The sequence below is a fragment of the Sulfitobacter sp. 15WGC genome, assembly GCF_005068605.1.
In the GTDB taxonomy this organism is placed as follows: domain Bacteria; phylum Pseudomonadota; class Alphaproteobacteria; order Rhodobacterales; family Rhodobacteraceae; genus Sulfitobacter; species Sulfitobacter faviae.
On the sequence record NZ_SZNL01000003.1, the window covers coordinates 133040 to 148822 of the forward strand.

Consider the following 15783-nt stretch of genomic DNA (forward strand, 5'->3'; position numbering starts at 1 on the left):
CGCTTTCACCGCAGCGACGACGGCAGGGGGATGATCATGCAAAAGCCAGACCAGCGCGACCACGGCGGCGGTGTCGATGCGGCAGCGGCGCGTTTCGGCGGGCAGCGGTCGGATTGGATCGACCTTTCCACTGGGATCAACCCCGCGCCCTACCCAATACCTGCCCTGCCTGCGGGCGCATGGGCTGCCCTCCCCGACGCGGTGGCGCAAGACGCGCTGCTGGCCGCCGCCCGCGGCTTTTGGCAAGTGCCCGAAGGGGCCGCGATCCTCGCCGTGCCGGGGGCCTCCTCGGCCATCGCGCGAATCCCGGCGCTGGCCCCGAAGGGCCGCGTGCGCATCCCCGGGCCGACCTATAACGAACATGCCGCCAGCTTCGCCGAGAACGGCTGGCAAGTGGTCGAGACGGGCGAGACCGAAGCCGCCGTTCACGTCCATCCCAACAACCCCGACGGGCGCCTGTGGCCCATGGCAGAGACGACAGCCCCGCTCAGCATCATTGATGAGAGCTTTTGCGACATCACGCCCAACGCCACCCTGATGGCGCAGGCCACGGTGCCCGGCACGTTGATCCTCAAGAGCTTTGGCAAATTCTGGGGGCTGGCCGGGCTGCGGCTGGGGTTCGTGATCGGCGATCCGGCCTTGGTCGCGCGGCTTGAACAGATGCTTGGGCCATGGCCGGTCAGCGGCCCCGCGCTGCATATCGGCGCGGCGGCGCTGCGGGATGAAACATGGGCCGAAGCCACGCGGGCGCGGCTGGGGGCCGAGGCCGCGCGTCTCGATGGGCTGATGACCACAGCAGGCGCGCAGATCGTCGGCGGCACCCCGCTTTTCCGGCTCTATGAGGTCGAAGACGCGCAGGCATGGCAAACCCGCCTCGCAAGGCACCATATCTGGAGCCGCGTCTTCCCCTATAACCCCCGCTGGCTGCGCCTTGGCCTGCCCCCCTCGATAGGTTGGGCGCGGCTGGAGCGGGCGCTGGCATGAGCACGGCGGCGATCCTCGCGCTGGCCATGCTGCTGGACGCGGCGCTTGGAGAGCCGGACTGGCTCTGGCGCCGCCTGCCGCATCCGGCGGTGCTGATGGGGCGGCTGATCGGTTGGGGGGACCGTCGGCTGAACCACGGCCAAGCCCGCCGCGCCAAGGGCGTGGCGTTGCTGCTGGCGCTGATGATCGGGGCCGCGCTGCTCGGCTGGGCGCTCAGCCTTTTTGGCCCCCTCATCGAGATCATCCTCGCCGCCATCCTGCTGGCGCAACGTTCCCTCGTCGAGCACCTGCGCGCCGTGGCCGACGGGCTGCGCCAGTCGCTGCCCGCAGGGCGCCGCGCCGTGGCGATGATCGTCAGCCGCGATACTGGCGAGATGCCCGCAGATGCGGTCGCCCGCTCGGCAATCGAAAGCGGGGCGGAGAACCTCAGCGACGGGATCATCGCCCCTGCCTTTTGGTTCCTGCTGGGCGGTCTGCCGGGGCTGCTGGTCTATAAAATCGTTAACACCGCCGACAGTATGATCGGCTACCGCACCCCGCGCTATGCCGATTTCGGCTGGGCCGCGGCGCGGATGGACGACCTTCTGAACCTCGCCCCCGCACGGCTGACCGCCCTCCTGATTGCCTTGCCCGGCGGGGTGCTGCACCGCTGGCGCGACATCAAGGCCGACGCGGCGCTGCACCGCTCGCCCAATGCCGGTTGGCCGGAAGCCGCCATGGCGCGGGCCATAGGTGTGGCCCTCGCCGGTCCGCGCAGTTATGATGGGCGGGTGCAGCAGTTTCCTTGGGTGCATGGCGCGGGGGCGCGCGTCATCGGACCTTTGGAGATCGATGCGGCCATCACCCGCCTCTGGCAGGCATGGTTGGTGATGTGGGCAATCGCCCTAGTTCTGGCCTGTCTGTGACAAAGAGGTAACCATGCGCCCCACGTTTCTCGCCGCCGCACTCGCGGCGCTCACCCTTCCCGCCAGCGCCTATGCGCAAGCCAAATGCGGCGGGGATTTCTCCAGTTTCATCGCCGATGCCAAGGCCGAGGCCGTGGCGAACGGCGCCGATCCCGCCAAGGCCGAGCGTTTCTTTGCCAGCCTGCGCCAAGACCCCGCCGTGCTGCGCGCCGATCAGGCCCAAGGGGTGTTTCAAAAGCCCTTCATCGAATTCTCGCGCCGCCTGATCTCGGAAAACCGGATCAACCGAGGCCGCGCCATGGCCGAGAAATACGACGCCATCTTCGACCGGATCGAGGCGGAATACGGCGTCAGCCGTGGCGTGCTTTTGGCCTTCTGGGCGTTCGAGACGGATTACGGCGCGTTCCAAGGCGACTTCAACACCGCCAACGCGCTGGCGACCCTTTCCCATGACTGCCGCCGCCCCGAACTGTTCCGCCCACAGCTTTTCGCGGCGCTAGAGCTTTTCGAGCGCGGTGCGTTCGACCCGGCCACCACCACCGGCGCTTGGGCCGGTGAGATCGGCATGGTGCAAATGCTGCCGCGCGACATCCTCGAGAACGGGGTGGATGGCGACGGCGACGGCGCGGTCTCGCTCAAGACATCTGCCCCCGATGCGCTGCTGTCGGGTGCCAAGATGCTGCAAAGCCTTGGCTGGCGCGCGGGCGAGCCTTGGTTGGCCGAGGTCACCCTGCCGCAGGATTTCGACTGGTCGCAAACCGGGCTGGAGACCACAAAACCCGTCAGCGAATGGCAGGCCATGGGTGTCTCCCCCCGCAACGGACCGCTGGCCGAGGGGCTGACCGCCTCTGTCCTGCTGCCGCAGGGGCGCGGCGGGCCTGCTTTCATCGCCTATCCGAACTTCCGCGTTTATTTCGAGTGGAACCAGAGCTTTACCTACGTCATGACCGCCGCCTATTTCGCCACCCGGCTGGAAGGCGCGCAGGTCTATGACGCGGGCAATCCGGCCCCCGGTCTGGGCGGCGAGGCGATGAAAACGCTGCAACGCAAACTCCAAGCCAAGGGCTATGACGTGGGCGATGTGGATGGCATCCTCGGCTCTGGCACCCGCGGTGCGGTGCGGGCCGAGCAGGAACGTCTCGGCATGCCCGTCGATGGCTGGCCCACGCCTGAGTTGCTGAACAAACTGTAAGGAGAAGACCGATGGCCCTCAAGAAAACCGCCGCGCAAATGGTCGCCGAGGCGCGCGCCCGGATCGAAGAGATCGACAGCACTGAGGCCATCGCCATGCTGGAGGACGAAAACGTGCAATTCGTCGACCTGCGTGACCCCCGCGAACGCGAACGCACCGGGTTCATCCCCGGTGCCTTCCACTGCCCGCGCGGCATGTTGGAGTTCTGGGTTGACCCCGAGAGCCCATATTTCAAAGAGGTCTTTGCCCAAGACAAGAAGTTCGTCTTTCACTGCGCCTCTGGCTGGCGCTCGGCCATCTCGGTCGCGACGCTGCAAGACATGGGTTTTGACGCGGCCCATCTGAAAGACGGTTTCGGCGGCTGGGAAAAAGCGGGCGGCCCGATCGAGAGGTCTTGAAGCGCAGGCTTTGATCTGGCCTCCCCCACGTAAAGCTGCCACAAGTTTTGCAACGTCAAAGGAGAGACAGAATGACCGAGATCAAACGCCACCACACCAACACCCGCATGAGCCAAATCGTCGAGCATGGCGATGTGATCTACCTTGCCGGTCAGGTCGGCACGGCGGGGGCGGATGTGGCCCAGCAGACCCAAGATTGCCTTGATAAGGTCGACGCCCTTCTGGCCGAAGTCGGCAGCGACAAGACCCGCATCCTGCAATCCACCATCTGGCTGGCCGACATGGCCGATTTCGAAGCCATGAACGCCGTCTGGGACGCATGGGTGCCCGAGGGCCAAGCCCCCGCCCGCGCCTGCGGCGAATCCAAACTCGCCACGCCGGAATATCTGGTCGAAGTGCTGGTGATCGCCGCCAAGGCCTGAGCCATTCCCCCGCGCCCTGTCACGGGGCGCGGGGCCTTGCCGGACCCCCAGATGACACCCTGCACCCTCACCGCCCTGTCGGACCTCGCCCAGCTCCGCGTCGATACGATCATCGACGTGCGCGCGCCAATGGAGTTTGCCGAGGATCATCTGCCCGGCGCCATCAACCTGCCCGTGCTGTCGGACGCGGAGCGCGCCGAAGTGGGCACGATCTACAAGCAGGTCAGCCCCTTCGACGCGCGCAAGATCGGCGGGGCGCTGGTGGCGCAGAACACGGCGCGGCATTTGCAAACGGCGCTGGCGGATAAAGACGGCGGCTGGCAGCCACTGGTCTATTGCTGGCGCGGCGGGCAGCGGTCGGGGGCATTCTCGACGATCCTCGATCAGGTCGGCTGGCGCGTGCAACTGCTGCGCGGCGGCTATCGCAGCTACCGGCGGCTCGTGGTCGCCGCGCTCTACGACACGCCCCTGCCGCATCGGCTGATGCTGATCGAAGGCGGCACCGGCACCGCCAAGACACGGCTGCTGCACCATCTGGCCAAGACAGGCGCGCAGGTGCTTGACCTCGAAGGGCTGGCGCAGCACCGCGGCTCCCTTTTCGGTGCGGTGGATGGCGGGCAGCCGCATCAAAAGATGTTCGAATCCCGGCTCGCCCAAGCGCTATTGCCGCTCGAGCCCGCGCAGGTGACATGGGTCGAAGCCGAGAGCAGCAAGATCGGCGACATCACCCTTCCGCCTGCGCTTTGGGCCGCGATGCGTGACGCCGCGCGGGTTGAGATCGCCGCCCCCTTGGCCGCGCGGGCGGATTTTCTGTGCCGGGCCTATGATGACCTGACCACCGACCCCGCCATGCTCGAAAATCGCATCGACAAGCTGCGGCCCTATCATAGCGGAGAGACGATCACCCAGTGGCAGACCCAAGCCCGCGCGGGCGATTGGGCCAGCCTCGCCGAAGGGCTGATCGGCCAGCATTACGATCCGCGCTATGCCAAGGCCGCCAGCCGCACCCCTCCCCCGCGCGCCCGGCTGACGCTTGACCGGCTTGATGACAGCACATTGGCCGAGACCGCCGCCACGCTGCACAGCCGTTTCACCGCAGGCGGATAGAGGGCACCCCCGCCTCAAGCCGGCCGATGATATGGCCCGCCAAACCTTCGCCCCTTAACCGCGCCTGCGCCGCTTTCGCGGCATCCTCGGGCAGGGCTGCCAGCAGTCCCCCGGCGGTTTGCGGATCGTGGGAAAGCGGGTTCACCGGGTCTGCCGCCGCAATCGGGGCATCCGCCTGATTGACCGCCAGCAGGGAGGAGGCCACCCCCTGATCCGACAGTGCCTGCGCGCCGGGGTAGAGCGGCACCGCCTCCGCCCAAAGCTCCGCCGCCAGTCCCGAGGCACGGCAGATCGCTTGCACATGGCCGGCAAGGCCAAAGCCCGTCACATCCGTCATCGCATGGGCCTTGCCCAAAATCTCCGCCTCCCGCGCCTGCGGTGTGGCCATGACGCCAAGTGCTTCGGCCACCACCCGCCCCGGCGCCCTGCCCGCCATATGCCCTGCAAGGATCACCCCCGATCCGATGGGCCGGGTCAGCATCAGCACATCGCCCGGCTGCGCGCCGCCGAGGCCGATGGGCATCGCGCCCCGCGTGCCGGTGACCGTAAAGCCGATGGTCAGTTCCGCGCCCATGGTCGTATGGCCGCCCACGATCTGCGCGCCTGCACCCGCCATCACCTCCTGCGCGGCCACCGCGATTTCGCGCAGGGTCCGGGCCTGCAATGCGGGCGACATGCGCGGCAGGATGATCGAACTCAGTGCCGCCTGCGGTGTGGCCCCCATCGCCCAGACATCGCCCAAGGCATGCACCGCCGCAATCCGCGCCATCATTGCGGGGTCTTCGACAAAGCCGCGCAGATGATCCGTGCTCATCACCTGAAAGCCGCCGCCGGGGCGGCGCAACACCGCCGCATCATCGCCCGCCCCGGTGAGCACATCGCCCGAGACGGGCGGCTGCACCTCGGCCAAAAGATCGCCCAGCACCGCGCCGCCCACCTTGGCCCCGCATCCACCACAAAGCGGTTTGCCCGCCAGTGCCTCCTGCACGCCCGAGGCCACCGGGTCCGTCAGCGCATCGGTCTTCATCTCGGGCAGGTCATCGAGCCCGTCCATAAACTTCCGGTCGATCCGGTCCTTCCACCGCCACAGCAGCGCACCGCCGAGGGCCAGCCCATTCCGCTCCGCCACAGCGGCTTTCCCGCCGAGTGAGATCAGCTTGAGATAATGCCGCTGCGGTTTGAACACCCGCCGTGCCCCGCCGCTGAGCGCCGCGCGCAGGTTGTCGTGCAGCACCGGCGCCGCCCGCACGGCAAAGACACCGGCCTTGGGGCGCGGGTTGGCCTCCATATGCGCGCAATCGCCAACGGCGAAGAGCCTGTCATCATCTACCACCCCCAGATCGGCCCCCACGCGGATGAACCCCGCGTGCAGCGGCAGATCGGTCTGGGCAAGCCAGCCCTGCGGCACCGCCCCCGCAGCCCCCACGCAAAGCGCCGCAGGGATCGGCGCGCCATCCGCCAAGAGCACCTGCCGGTCGGTGATCTGCGTGACCTTGGCCTCAAGCGCCACGGTCACCCCAAGCTCCGCCATCTGCCGCCGCACCATCGCCCCGGTCCGGGGGGCCATGCCGGAAAGCTGCGGCCCATGTTCCACCACCGTTACCGCAGGCTGCCCCCCCGCGTCGCGTAGGGCAAAAGCCATCGCCATGGCAAGCTCGCAGCCCGCCACACCGCCGCCGATCACCGCCACCTCGGGCGGCTGCTCCCCCGCCCTGACCGCCGCCAGAAACGCACGCCAACGCGCGGCATAGAGATCGAGCGGCTTGGCCCCGACCGCGTGTTCGGCAAATCCCGGCAGGTCCATCTTGGCCGTGATGCCTATGTCGATCGACGCCAAATCATAGGCCACGGCCCCGCGCCCTTCGACCGTGATCTCCCGCGCCGCGCGGTCGATCCCCGTCGCCGCCCCAAGGATCAACCGCGCCCCGGCGTGGCGACAAAGGCGCATCAGGTCGATCTCCAACGCATCGCGGTCGTAATGCCCGGCGATATGACCGGGCAGCATGCCGGTATAGGGCGCGGTGGGGCCGGGGTTGATGACGGTCAGCCGCGCGCCGGGCAGCGGGTCCATCCCCCATTTGCGCAGCACCAGCGCATGGGCGTGCCCGCCCCCCACCAGCACCAAATCCCGCGTCAGGGGCAGATCGCTTTGCACCAGATTGCCTCACTCTCTCTTTCCGCTTTGGATCATAGCTACCCCAAGCCGCCCGCTCGCGCCATCGGCCTGACCGAGATGTGAGCGGGCCGGATCAGAGCGGGCCGGATCAAAGCGGAAATGGCGCTTCCCCGCCCATTCAGGCCCGGAAAGCCGCCAAACCGGTAAAAAGGGTGACAATTCGCCACAAAACCCCCATGTACATTCCATCCCCGACCCTCTACCGACGGTCGGATTCCTTTGCCGTGGCTGGTAGCACCCCACGTGCCCGCCCCCCGCACAACGTTCAAGACAGGACAGCCTTCGTGATCCAGACTATTGCCGATGCCCTTGCCCAACAGGGTTATGAAACACTTACCGCCGTACAGGAGGCCGTCACAGACCCTGCGCTGAACGATCAAGACCTTCTGGTTTCGGCCCAAACCGGGTCGGGCAAGACGGTGGGCTTTGGCCTTGCCATCGCGCCGACGCTTCTGGGCGAGGACACGCATTTCGGCCAAGCAGGCGCGCCGCTGGCGCTGATCATCGCGCCGACGCGCGAATTGGCCATGCAGGTCAGCCGCGAGTTGACCTGGCTTTACGGCAAGGCGGGCGCGGTGGTCACCACCTGCGTCGGCGGCATGGACACCCGGACCGAGCGCCGAGCGCTGGACCGCGGCGCGCATATCGTCGTCGCCACGCCGGGGCGTCTGTGTGACCACATTAAGCGCAACAACATCGACCTCGATTCCTTGCGCGCCGTAGTGCTGGACGAGGCTGACGAGATGCTCGACCTCGGCTTCCGCGAAGACCTTGAGTTCATCCTGTCGGAATCCCCCGAGGAACGCCGCACGCTGCTGTTCTCCGCCACCGTGCCCGCGGCCATTGCGAAGCTCGCGCAATCCTACCAGCGCGACGCGCAGCGCATCACCACCGTGGGCGAGACCAAGCAGCACAGCGACATCGAATACCGCGCGCTGAACGTGCATCCGCGCGACACCGAGAACGCAATCATTAACGTGCTGCGCTTCTACGAGGCCAAGAACGCCATCGTCTTTTGCAACACACGCGCCGCCGTGGCGCGACTGACCACGCGGTTCACCAACCGCGGCTTTTCGGTCGTGGCGCTTTCGGGTGAGCTCACGCAGTCCGAGCGCACCAACGCGCTGCAGGCGCTGCGCGACGGGCGCGCGCGGGTCTGCATCGCGACGGATGTGGCTGCACGCGGCATCGACCTGCCGAACCTCGAACTGGTGATCCACGCGGACCTGCCCAGCAACTCCGACACGCTGCTGCACCGTTCGGGCCGCACCGGCCGCGCCGGGCGCAAGGGGGTCTCGGCCCTGATCGTGCCGCCCAAGATGCGCAGCAAGGCAAACCGGCTTCTGGGCTGGGCCAAGCTGAAAGTGGAATGGGCCGCACCGCCCTCCGCCGCCGAGGTCAACGCCGCCGATGAGGCCCGCCTGCTGGCCGATTCCGCATGGGTGGAGCCTGCGCCCGAGGATGCGGCGGAATTCGTCACCTCGCTGGTTGAAAAATTCAGCGCCGAGCAATTGGCCACCGCCTTCGTCAACCTCTACCGCAAGCGGCAATCCGCCCCGGAAGAGCTGAGCGACCCCGGCGCGCCGGGCGAGGACAAGCCGCGCCGCGACTTTGGCCCATCGGTCTGGTTCTCGGTCTCGACCGGGCGCAAGGACGGGGCCGAGCCGCGCATGTTGCTGCCGATGCTCTGCCGCCGGGGCGACCTGACCAAGGACGACATCGGCGCGATCCGCGTGCAAGACAGCCACAGTTTCGTAGAGGTGGCCGAAGCCTCGGTGCCCGGCCTGCTCGACACGCTCGGCGGCGAAATGACGCTGGAAGACGGCGTGGTGCTGACCAAGTTGGACAAGGCCCCGGACCTGCCGCGCGGCCCCAAACCCGGCGGCAAACGCGGCCCGAAACCCGGCGGTTTCAAAGGCGACCGCGGCCCGCGCAAGCCGCGCGGCGATTACGACCCGGATGCCGCCCCCGCGCCGCGCAAACCCCGCGCGAAATCCAGCGACGGCCCCGGTGCTGCGTCTTTCGACAAGCCGAAATACGACAAGCCCAAGTTCGATAAACCCCGCGCGCCCAAGGGCGAACGCCCGCCGAAGTCACACAAGACCGAGCGTAGCCCGATGAAACCCGGCGCGACGCCCAAGCCCAAATCGGGCGGCGACACGAGCGGCAAGCCCAAGGCAAAGGCCGTTTGGAAAAAGGAAAAGCCCGCGGGCGCTGCGCCGCGCAAGGGCAAAGGCAAACCGACCACCTCGGCCACCACGCCGGGCGGCGAAAAGACCTACAAACGGGCCTCCGACCCGTCCAAACGCTTCACCCCGCCGAATAAGATTGGCAAACAGGGCGGCAAGGGTGGCCCGAAATCGAAGTAAGACCAAACGCCGGGGCCTCACCCCGGCGTTTTTGCATCCGGCGCAATTTCTTCAAAGAAATCGCCCCCTCTGGCCTCACCGAAGGGGGCAAACTGGCACTACTGGATCTTGCCTATTCGCGGTGTTCTTGGAACAGTTTACCCCGCCTTTGCGCGGGCTTCATTCGTGGGCTCGCCCACCCGTAAAGAAAGGTTTGCCCCATGGACGGCAATTTCAACGAGAACGACATCTCCCGCGTTGTCGAAGCCGACCGCGCGCATATCTGGCACCACCTGAGCCAGCACAAACCCTATGAAACCACCGACCCGCGCATCATCGTCGAAGGCAAGGGAATCCGGGTCTGGGACCAAAAGGGCAAAGAACACCTCGACGCCGTCTCGGGCGGGGTCTGGACGGTCAACGTCGGCTATGGCCGCGAGAGCATCGCCAATGCGGTGCGCGACCAATTGATCAAGCTGAACTATTTCGCCGGTTCCGCAGGCTCGATCCCCGGCTCCCATTTCGCCGAGAAATTGCTCGACAAGATGCCGGGTCTTGACCGCGTCTACTACTGCAACTCCGGCTCCGAGGCGAATGAGAAAGCCTTCAAAATGGTCCGCCAGATCGCGCACAAGCGCTACGGCGGCAAGAAGCACAAGATCCTCTACCGCGACCGCGACTACCATGGCACCACGCTTGGCTGTCTCTCGGCGGGCGGTCAGGACGAGCGCAATGCGCAATACGGCCCCTTCGCACCGGGCTTCGTGCGGGTGCCGCATTGCCTTGAATACCGCAGCTTTGAACAGGACGGCGCGCCGCAGGAAAACTACGGTGTCTGGGCCGCCGATCAAATCGAAAAGGTGATCCTCACCGAAGGCCCCGAAACCGTGGGCGCGCTCTGCCTCGAACCGGTCACAGCAGGCGGCGGCGTGATCTGCCCGCCCGAGGGCTATTGGGAGCGCGTGCAGGAAATCTGCCGCAAATACGACATCCTGCTGCACATTGACGAGGTTGTCTGCGGCGTGGGCCGCACCGGCACATGGTTCGGCTATCAGCACTACGGCATCCAGCCCGACATGGTGACCATGGCCAAGGGCGTCGCCTCGGGCTATGCCGCCATCGCCTGTCTGGTGACGACCGATGCGGTCTTCGATATGTTCAAGGACGATGCCAGCGATCCGCTGAACTATTTCCGCGACATCTCGACCTTTGGCGGCTGCACCGCGGGGCCGACCGCGGGCATCGAAAACATGAACATCATCGAGCGTGAGAACCTGTTGGAGAACACCACCAACATGGGCCACTACATGCTGGAGCAGCTGCACGCGCTGGCCGACAAGCACAAGGTGATCGGCGACGTGCGCGGCAAGGGGCTGTTCTTGGGCGCTGAACTGGTGACGGACCGCGACAGCCGCGCCCCTGTTGAGGAAAAGCGCATTCAGGCCGTGGTGGGCGATTGCATGGCCCAAGGGGTGATCATCGGCGCCACCAACCGCTCCCTGCCCGGCAAGAACAACACGCTGTGTTTCTCGCCCGCGCTGATCGCCACCCGCGATGATATTGATGAGATCATCACGGCGGTCGATGGCGCCTTGGGCCGGGTCTTCACTTCGGCGTAAAACCGCGTCTTGCGGCATGCGACAGGCGGCATCGGTTGACCCGGTGCCGCCTTCGTCTATCTAAACCCCTGTCTTGCCCGAACATGACATCGCACCGAAAGATCGCCGCGGATCGAAACCCGCGGGATTTTTCTGAAAATGTAACGCCTTCGCGGGAACCTCTTCCAATCCCCCCGCGTTGGCAAATGAGTAAACTGGGAGAAAGACATGAAGAAGTTTCTTATCGCAATTCCGATGATCGCCGGCCTCGCCGCTTGTGACGGCACCACCTCCAACCAAGGTGCTCTGACTGGCGCGGCTCTCGGAGCTGCCACCGGTGCTGCCGTTTCAGGCGGTGACGACAAGGTTCAAGGCGCAATCATCGGCGGTCTCGCAGGTGCGGCGGCTGGCAACTACATCGGCCAGACACAGTCCGGCAAATGCGTTTACCAGAACGCCAACGGCCAGCGTTACACCGCAGCTTGCCCATAAACGGCTGACATCGCGCGATTTCGCGTTATCGGGGCTTCGACCATTGGTCGGAGCCCTTTTTCGTTTCCGCTTCTCCCCTCACCTTGGCACCGGCATGAATTGATCCTAACAGGGATCAAGCGCCCCAAGGGCGCGGGGAGGAACCATGACCACAATAAGCGATATCGCGATCTTGCTGATCGCGGCCTTCGGCGCGGGGGTGTTGAACACCATCGCCGGGGGCGGCACCTTTCTGACCTTTCCCGCGCTGGTCTTTACCGGCATGCCTCCCGTGGCCGCCAATGCGACCAGCGCCGTGGCGGTGTTTCCGGGCTACCTTGCAGGCGCTCTTGGCTTTCGCAACGAGCTTGGCCGCTTCGACCGCCGCACGCTGCTGCGGCTGTGCCTCATCACGCTGTCGGGCGGGGTGGTCGGTTCGGGCTTGCTCCTGATCTCTTCCAACGCGGCCTTTTCCGTTGTCGTGCCTTTCCTACTGCTCGCGGCAACGCTGGTGTTTCTGCTGGGCGACCGCATCCGTACCTTCGCGGCCGCCCGTGCCCGCGCCGTGACACCCCAAGGCGCGCTCGGCCTCTTTGCGGTCAGTGTCTATGGCGGCTATTTCAACGGGGGTTTGGGCATCGTTCTGCTGGCCCTTTTCGCGCTTTGGGGGATGACCGATCTGCACGGGATGAACGGCCTCAAGACCGGGCTGAGCTTCGTGCTCTCCTCGATCTCCGTGGCGGTCTTTGCCTTGGCCGGTCTGGTTGCATGGCCGCAGGCGCTGCTGATGATGCTGGCGGCCACGGCGGGCGGCTATGCCGGGGCGCCCTTGGCGCGGGCCTTGCCGAAAGAGACCGTGCGCTGGCTGATCGCCGCCATCGGGTTCGGCATGAGCGCGGTGTTTGTCTGGCGGCTCGGGGCGGGCTAACCCACCACCCGCGCCGCGCCGCTTTCGGGATCGAAATGCACCAAGGGGTGGGTCGCCCGTTCGATCCGGCCCAGCCCCATGTCATCGCACAATAGCGCAACCGGCCCCGAAATCGCCCGCGCGAGTGCCACCTCCAGCGGCTCCCCCACTGCATGGGTCAGCGTATGGACCGCGCGGCCCATTTCCAGATCAGCCCCCGCCAGCGTGCCATCGGCCAAGGTCAACCGGCCCTCGGCGCGATACACCTCCCGCCCATTGAGGGTGAAGCCCGTGATATCCGACCCCGCCGTCGCCATGGCATCGCTGACAAGAAAAATGCCCGAAGGTTTGGCCGCCAGCGCGTTGCGCATGGAGGCGGGATGCACATGGATGCCGTCGGCGATCAGCCCGGCATGCACCCCATCCCGCGACAGCGCCGCCCCGACCAGCCCCGGCGCGCGGTTGCCCATCTGGCTCATCGCGTTGAACAGATGGGTGACGCAGGTCGCGCCCGCGTCGAAGGCCGCCACGCAGGTCTCGTAATCCGCATCGCTATGGCCGAGCGAGACCACGACCCCCGCCTCGGCCATCGCGGCGATCTGCGCGGTGCTGGTATTCTCTGGCGCGGCGGTGACCATGAGATTCGGCAGACGCGCGGCGGCGCGTAGGATCAGGGCGAGGTCGGCCTCACGCATCGGGCGGATCAGCGCCCCGTCATGCGCGCCCTTGCGCGAAAGCGCCAGATGCGGTCCCTCCAGATGCAGCCCGATGATGCCCGGCACCCCTTCTGCGATGGCGTCGACAGCGGCCTCTATGGCGGCTTCGGTCTTGTCGGGCGTGTCGGTGATCAGGGTGGGCAGCAGCGCTGCGACACCGGTGCTGCGATGCGCGTTGGCCATGCGCCGCAGGGTCACCACATCGGGGCTGTCGTTGAACATCACCCCGCCGCCGCCGTTGACCTGAAGATCGACGAAACCGGGGCAGAGCACGCCGCCCGCCATAGGCTCCGCCACGATGCCCTGCGGCACCTCTTCGGCGGTGAGGATGCGGCGGCTGCCGTCCTGCATCTGCGCCAGCACCTTGCCGGGGTGCAGCCGCTTGCCGTCGTGGATCTGGGCCTCGGTGAAAACCTTCGCGATCTCGCTCATCACAGAACCTCTTCCGCCGCGGCCTTGCAGGCCAGATGAAACGCCCCGTCGAGCGCCGTGCCCCGCGCCGCGATCCGGCCTGCCAAATGGTCTTCCGGCAAGTACGGCGCATAATGCGGGCCGACCCCGCCGAGCAGACAGAGCGGATCGCCGGGCGCGAAATCCAGCGTCTTCAACGCGCGGGTGTAATAGGCCGCGCCCTCCCGCATCAACGCCTGCGCGTGATGGTCCCCGGCCTCAGCCGCCGCGATGACCTTGGGCGCGAATGCCGCGTAATCCCCCGGCTGCGCCGTCAGGCTAAAGGCCACGAAAGCCTCAGGATCATCTGCGAAATCCGCCATCAAAGCGCGGGTCAGGTTGCTGTGGGGCAACACCCCATCATGACATTGCAACGCCAGATCCAGCGCGCCGCGGCCCAGCCAAGCGCCCGATCCCTGATCCGCCAGATGAAACCCCCAACTGCCGACATAGCGAAACGCCGTGCCATCCGTGGCGGCCACGATCGTGCCGGTGCCGATGGCCAAGACCCAGCCCGCCGCGCCTTCGCCAAGCGCGCCGACCACGCAGGCGGGGCGGTCATCCTCCGCGATGATCCGGGCATAGGGCAGCGCCGCGCGCAGCCGCGCTGCGTCCCGCGCGACGTTCATCCCGGCGAGGCCGAGAAAGGCGGTGGCCCCGGCAAGCGCCTCGGCAGGCAGCCCCGCCGAGGCCGCCGCCGCTTCGACCGTGGTGCGGATATTGATCAGGGTCTGATCCGGGTCATTGCCGATATTGGCCCGCCCGCCAGAGGCCCGGCCAAGGATGCCACCGCGCTGCGTGCCGATGGCCGCACGGCAGCCGGTGCCACCGCCGTCTACGGCGATCAAGAGAGGGGCGGGAATGCTCATGCAATAATTCTAGGCGAGGGGCCGGGCGAACGGAAGTGCGGGCGCGGCCCCGGGGATAAATTCGGCAAGCCGTAATGCCAGATTGAACTCCCCCTAAGGCCAGCCTAACCTTCGCCCCATGGCCCTGCCCGTCGAAACCTTTTTCCTGCGCCCCGATGCGCAAGGCACCCTGCAACAGCAGATCCAGCAGATGATCGCCCAAGGCATCCTCTCGGGTCGGTTCCAGCGGGGGGAGAAGCTGCCTTCGACCCGCAGGCTCGCCGCGCATCTCGGCGTCAGCCGGATCACCGTGACCATCGCCTATACCGAGCTTTTGGCGAATGATTACCTTACCTCGCGCGGGCGGTCTGGCTATTTCGTCTCGGACAACGCGCCCGCCCCGCCCGCTTTCGCCCCCCGGGCCGAGGCGGAGGACGCCATCGACTGGACCCGCGCCATCGGGCAGCGGTTCAGCGCCAATGGGTTGGCCGCCAAACCGCAGGATTGGGCCAGCTACCGCTACCCGTTCATCTATGGCCAAGCTGACCCGACGCTCTTTGATCACGCCAACTGGCGGCTTTGCGCCTTGCAAGCCCTCGGCCAGCGCGATTTCACCTCGATGACGACTGATTACTACGATCAGGACGACCCGCAGCTGATCGAGTTCATCGCCCGCCACATCCTGCCCCGGCGCGGCGTCTCGGCCCAGCCCGAGCAGATTCTCATCACCCTCGGCGCGCAAAACGCGCTTTGGCTGACCGCGCAGGTACTGCTGACCCAACGCCGCCGCGCCGTGCTCGAAGACCCGTGCTATCCGGCGCTGAGCGGTATTCTCAGCCAATCCCGCTGCCACATCACGCCCGTGCGGGTGGATCAAGACGGCCTCCCGCCCGAGGCGATCCCCCCCGATACGGATGTGATTTTCGCAACCCCAAGCCACCAATGCCCGACCAATGCGACCATGCCGATGGACCGCCGCCGCGCGCTCTTGTCCCGCGCCCGCGCGCTGGAAGCGCTGATCGTCGAGGATGACTATGAGTTCGAGATGTCCTTTCTCAAACCCGCCTCGCCCGCGCTCAAATCACTCGATGACGAGGGGCGGGTGATCTATGTCGGCAGCTTTTCCAAATCGCTCTTTCCGGGGCTGCGGCTGGGGTATCTGGTGGGGTCCGAACCCTTCATCCGTGAGGCCCGCGCACTGCGCGCCTCGGTCCTGCGGCACCCGCCGGGGCATATCCAGCGCACCGCCGCCTATTTTTTG

The 15783-nt window shown here is 66.6% G+C and carries 14 protein-coding genes; 11 read left to right on the forward strand and 3 right to left on the reverse strand.

Annotation, left to right across the window (positions count from 1 at the left end):
* Nucleotides 1–36 precede the first annotated feature (36 nt).
* The 6 genes from cobD to mnmH all read left to right on the forward strand — a co-directional run bounded on the left by cobD (nucleotide 37) and on the right by mnmH (nucleotide 5008).
* A complete protein-coding gene (cobD, locus tag FCK22_RS03640; RefSeq protein ID WP_067264656.1) occupies nucleotides 37–984 on the forward strand; it encodes a threonine-phosphate decarboxylase CobD in 948 nt (315 codons plus the stop codon).
* Nucleotides 981–1889 carry an adenosylcobinamide-phosphate synthase CbiB gene (gene cbiB, locus FCK22_RS03645; protein WP_067264643.1) on the forward strand — a complete coding sequence of 303 codons (909 nt, stop codon included), beginning with the start codon at nucleotides 981–983 and terminating at the stop codon, nucleotides 1887–1889. The genes cobD and cbiB overlap by 4 nt, the downstream gene beginning before the upstream one ends.
* A gap of 13 nt (nucleotides 1890–1902) precedes the next feature.
* Nucleotides 1903–3081, forward strand: coding sequence for a lytic murein transglycosylase (locus FCK22_RS03650; protein ID WP_136720225.1), 1179 nt, complete (start codon nucleotides 1903–1905; stop codon nucleotides 3079–3081).
* An 11-nt stretch (nucleotides 3082–3092) separates the two neighbouring features.
* Nucleotides 3093–3479 (forward strand): rhodanese-like domain-containing protein, encoded by a 387-nt coding sequence (locus FCK22_RS03655; RefSeq protein ID WP_067265622.1) that lies wholly within the window; start codon nucleotides 3093–3095, stop codon nucleotides 3477–3479.
* A gap of 71 nt (nucleotides 3480–3550) precedes the next feature.
* Nucleotides 3551–3901: a RidA family protein gene (locus FCK22_RS03660; protein ID WP_067265627.1), complete on the forward strand. Its 351-nt coding sequence runs from the start codon at nucleotides 3551–3553 to the stop codon at nucleotides 3899–3901.
* 51 nt (nucleotides 3902–3952) lie between these two features.
* Entirely contained in the window at nucleotides 3953–5008 is a 1056-nt protein-coding gene (gene mnmH / locus FCK22_RS03665) for a tRNA 2-selenouridine(34) synthase MnmH (RefSeq protein WP_067265629.1), read from the forward strand.
* Here mnmH and selD read toward each other — a convergent pair.
* Nucleotides 4992–7166, reverse strand: a complete 2175-nt coding sequence (gene selD / locus FCK22_RS03670) for a selenide, water dikinase SelD (RefSeq protein WP_067265631.1) — start codon at nucleotides 7164–7166, stop codon at nucleotides 4992–4994. The genes mnmH and selD overlap by 17 nt on opposite strands.
* A gap of 302 nt (nucleotides 7167–7468) precedes the next feature.
* On the opposite strand from selD, the gene FCK22_RS03675 reads away from it, so the two are divergent.
* From FCK22_RS03675 to FCK22_RS03690, 4 genes are all read left to right on the forward strand, one after another.
* Nucleotides 7469–9553, forward strand: coding sequence for a DEAD/DEAH box helicase (locus FCK22_RS03675; protein WP_067265634.1), 2085 nt, complete (start codon nucleotides 7469–7471; stop codon nucleotides 9551–9553).
* A gap of 200 nt (nucleotides 9554–9753) precedes the next feature.
* The gene (locus FCK22_RS03680; protein WP_067265637.1) at nucleotides 9754–11151 is read left to right on the forward strand and encodes an aminotransferase class III-fold pyridoxal phosphate-dependent enzyme; all 1398 of its coding nucleotides are present in this window, start codon (nucleotides 9754–9756) and stop codon (nucleotides 11149–11151) included.
* 207 nt (nucleotides 11152–11358) lie between these two features.
* The gene (locus tag FCK22_RS03685) at nucleotides 11359–11622 is read left to right on the forward strand and encodes a glycine zipper 2TM domain-containing protein (protein WP_067265639.1); all 264 of its coding nucleotides are present in this window, start codon (nucleotides 11359–11361) and stop codon (nucleotides 11620–11622) included.
* Between the two features lie 145 nt (nucleotides 11623–11767).
* Nucleotides 11768–12529 (forward strand): sulfite exporter TauE/SafE family protein, encoded by a 762-nt coding sequence (locus FCK22_RS03690; RefSeq protein WP_197470923.1) that lies wholly within the window; start codon nucleotides 11768–11770, stop codon nucleotides 12527–12529.
* On the opposite strand, the gene nagA is transcribed toward FCK22_RS03690, so the two are convergent.
* Both nagA and FCK22_RS03700 read right to left on the reverse strand, forming a co-directional pair.
* On the reverse strand, nucleotides 12526–13656 hold the full coding sequence (nagA, locus tag FCK22_RS03695) for an N-acetylglucosamine-6-phosphate deacetylase (protein ID WP_067265643.1): 1131 nt from the start codon (nucleotides 13654–13656) through the stop codon (nucleotides 12526–12528). The two genes, FCK22_RS03690 and nagA, sit on opposite strands and share 4 nt — an antisense overlap.
* Nucleotides 13656–14543, reverse strand: coding sequence for a BadF/BadG/BcrA/BcrD ATPase family protein (locus tag FCK22_RS03700; protein ID WP_067265646.1), 888 nt, complete (start codon nucleotides 14541–14543; stop codon nucleotides 13656–13658). Before FCK22_RS03700 ends, nagA begins: the two co-directional genes overlap by 1 nt.
* Before the next feature lie 118 nt (nucleotides 14544–14661).
* Here FCK22_RS03700 and FCK22_RS03705 point away from each other — a divergent pair.
* Nucleotides 14662–15783, forward strand: a 1122-nt coding sequence (locus tag FCK22_RS03705) for a PLP-dependent aminotransferase family protein (RefSeq protein WP_136720241.1), incomplete at its 3' end; no start/stop codon positions are given.

Excerpts from the sequence above, each read along its gene's own strand:
- mnmH (WP_067265629.1), top strand. The coding sequence starts at position 3,953 with ATGACACCCTGCACCCTCACCGCCCTGTCGGACCTCGCCCAGCTCCGC.
- FCK22_RS03650 (WP_136720225.1), top strand. The coding sequence starts at position 1,903 with ATGCGCCCCACGTTTCTCGCCGCCGCACTCGCGGCGCTCACCCTTCCC.
- nagA (WP_067265643.1), bottom strand. The coding sequence starts at position 13,656 with ATGAGCGAGATCGCGAAGGTTTTCACCGAGGCCCAGATCCACGACGGC.
- FCK22_RS03655 (WP_067265622.1), top strand. The coding sequence starts at position 3,093 with ATGGCCCTCAAGAAAACCGCCGCGCAAATGGTCGCCGAGGCGCGCGCC.
- FCK22_RS03690 (WP_197470923.1), top strand. The coding sequence starts at position 11,768 with ATGACCACAATAAGCGATATCGCGATCTTGCTGATCGCGGCCTTCGGC.
- cobD (WP_067264656.1), top strand. The coding sequence starts at position 37 with ATGCAAAAGCCAGACCAGCGCGACCACGGCGGCGGTGTCGATGCGGCA.
- FCK22_RS03660 (WP_067265627.1), top strand. The coding sequence starts at position 3,551 with ATGACCGAGATCAAACGCCACCACACCAACACCCGCATGAGCCAAATC.
- FCK22_RS03700 (WP_067265646.1), bottom strand. The coding sequence starts at position 14,543 with ATGAGCATTCCCGCCCCTCTCTTGATCGCCGTAGACGGCGGTGGCACC.
- FCK22_RS03685 (WP_067265639.1), top strand. The coding sequence starts at position 11,359 with ATGAAGAAGTTTCTTATCGCAATTCCGATGATCGCCGGCCTCGCCGCT.
- cbiB (WP_067264643.1), top strand. The coding sequence starts at position 981 with ATGAGCACGGCGGCGATCCTCGCGCTGGCCATGCTGCTGGACGCGGCG.
- FCK22_RS03680 (WP_067265637.1), top strand. The coding sequence starts at position 9,754 with ATGGACGGCAATTTCAACGAGAACGACATCTCCCGCGTTGTCGAAGCC.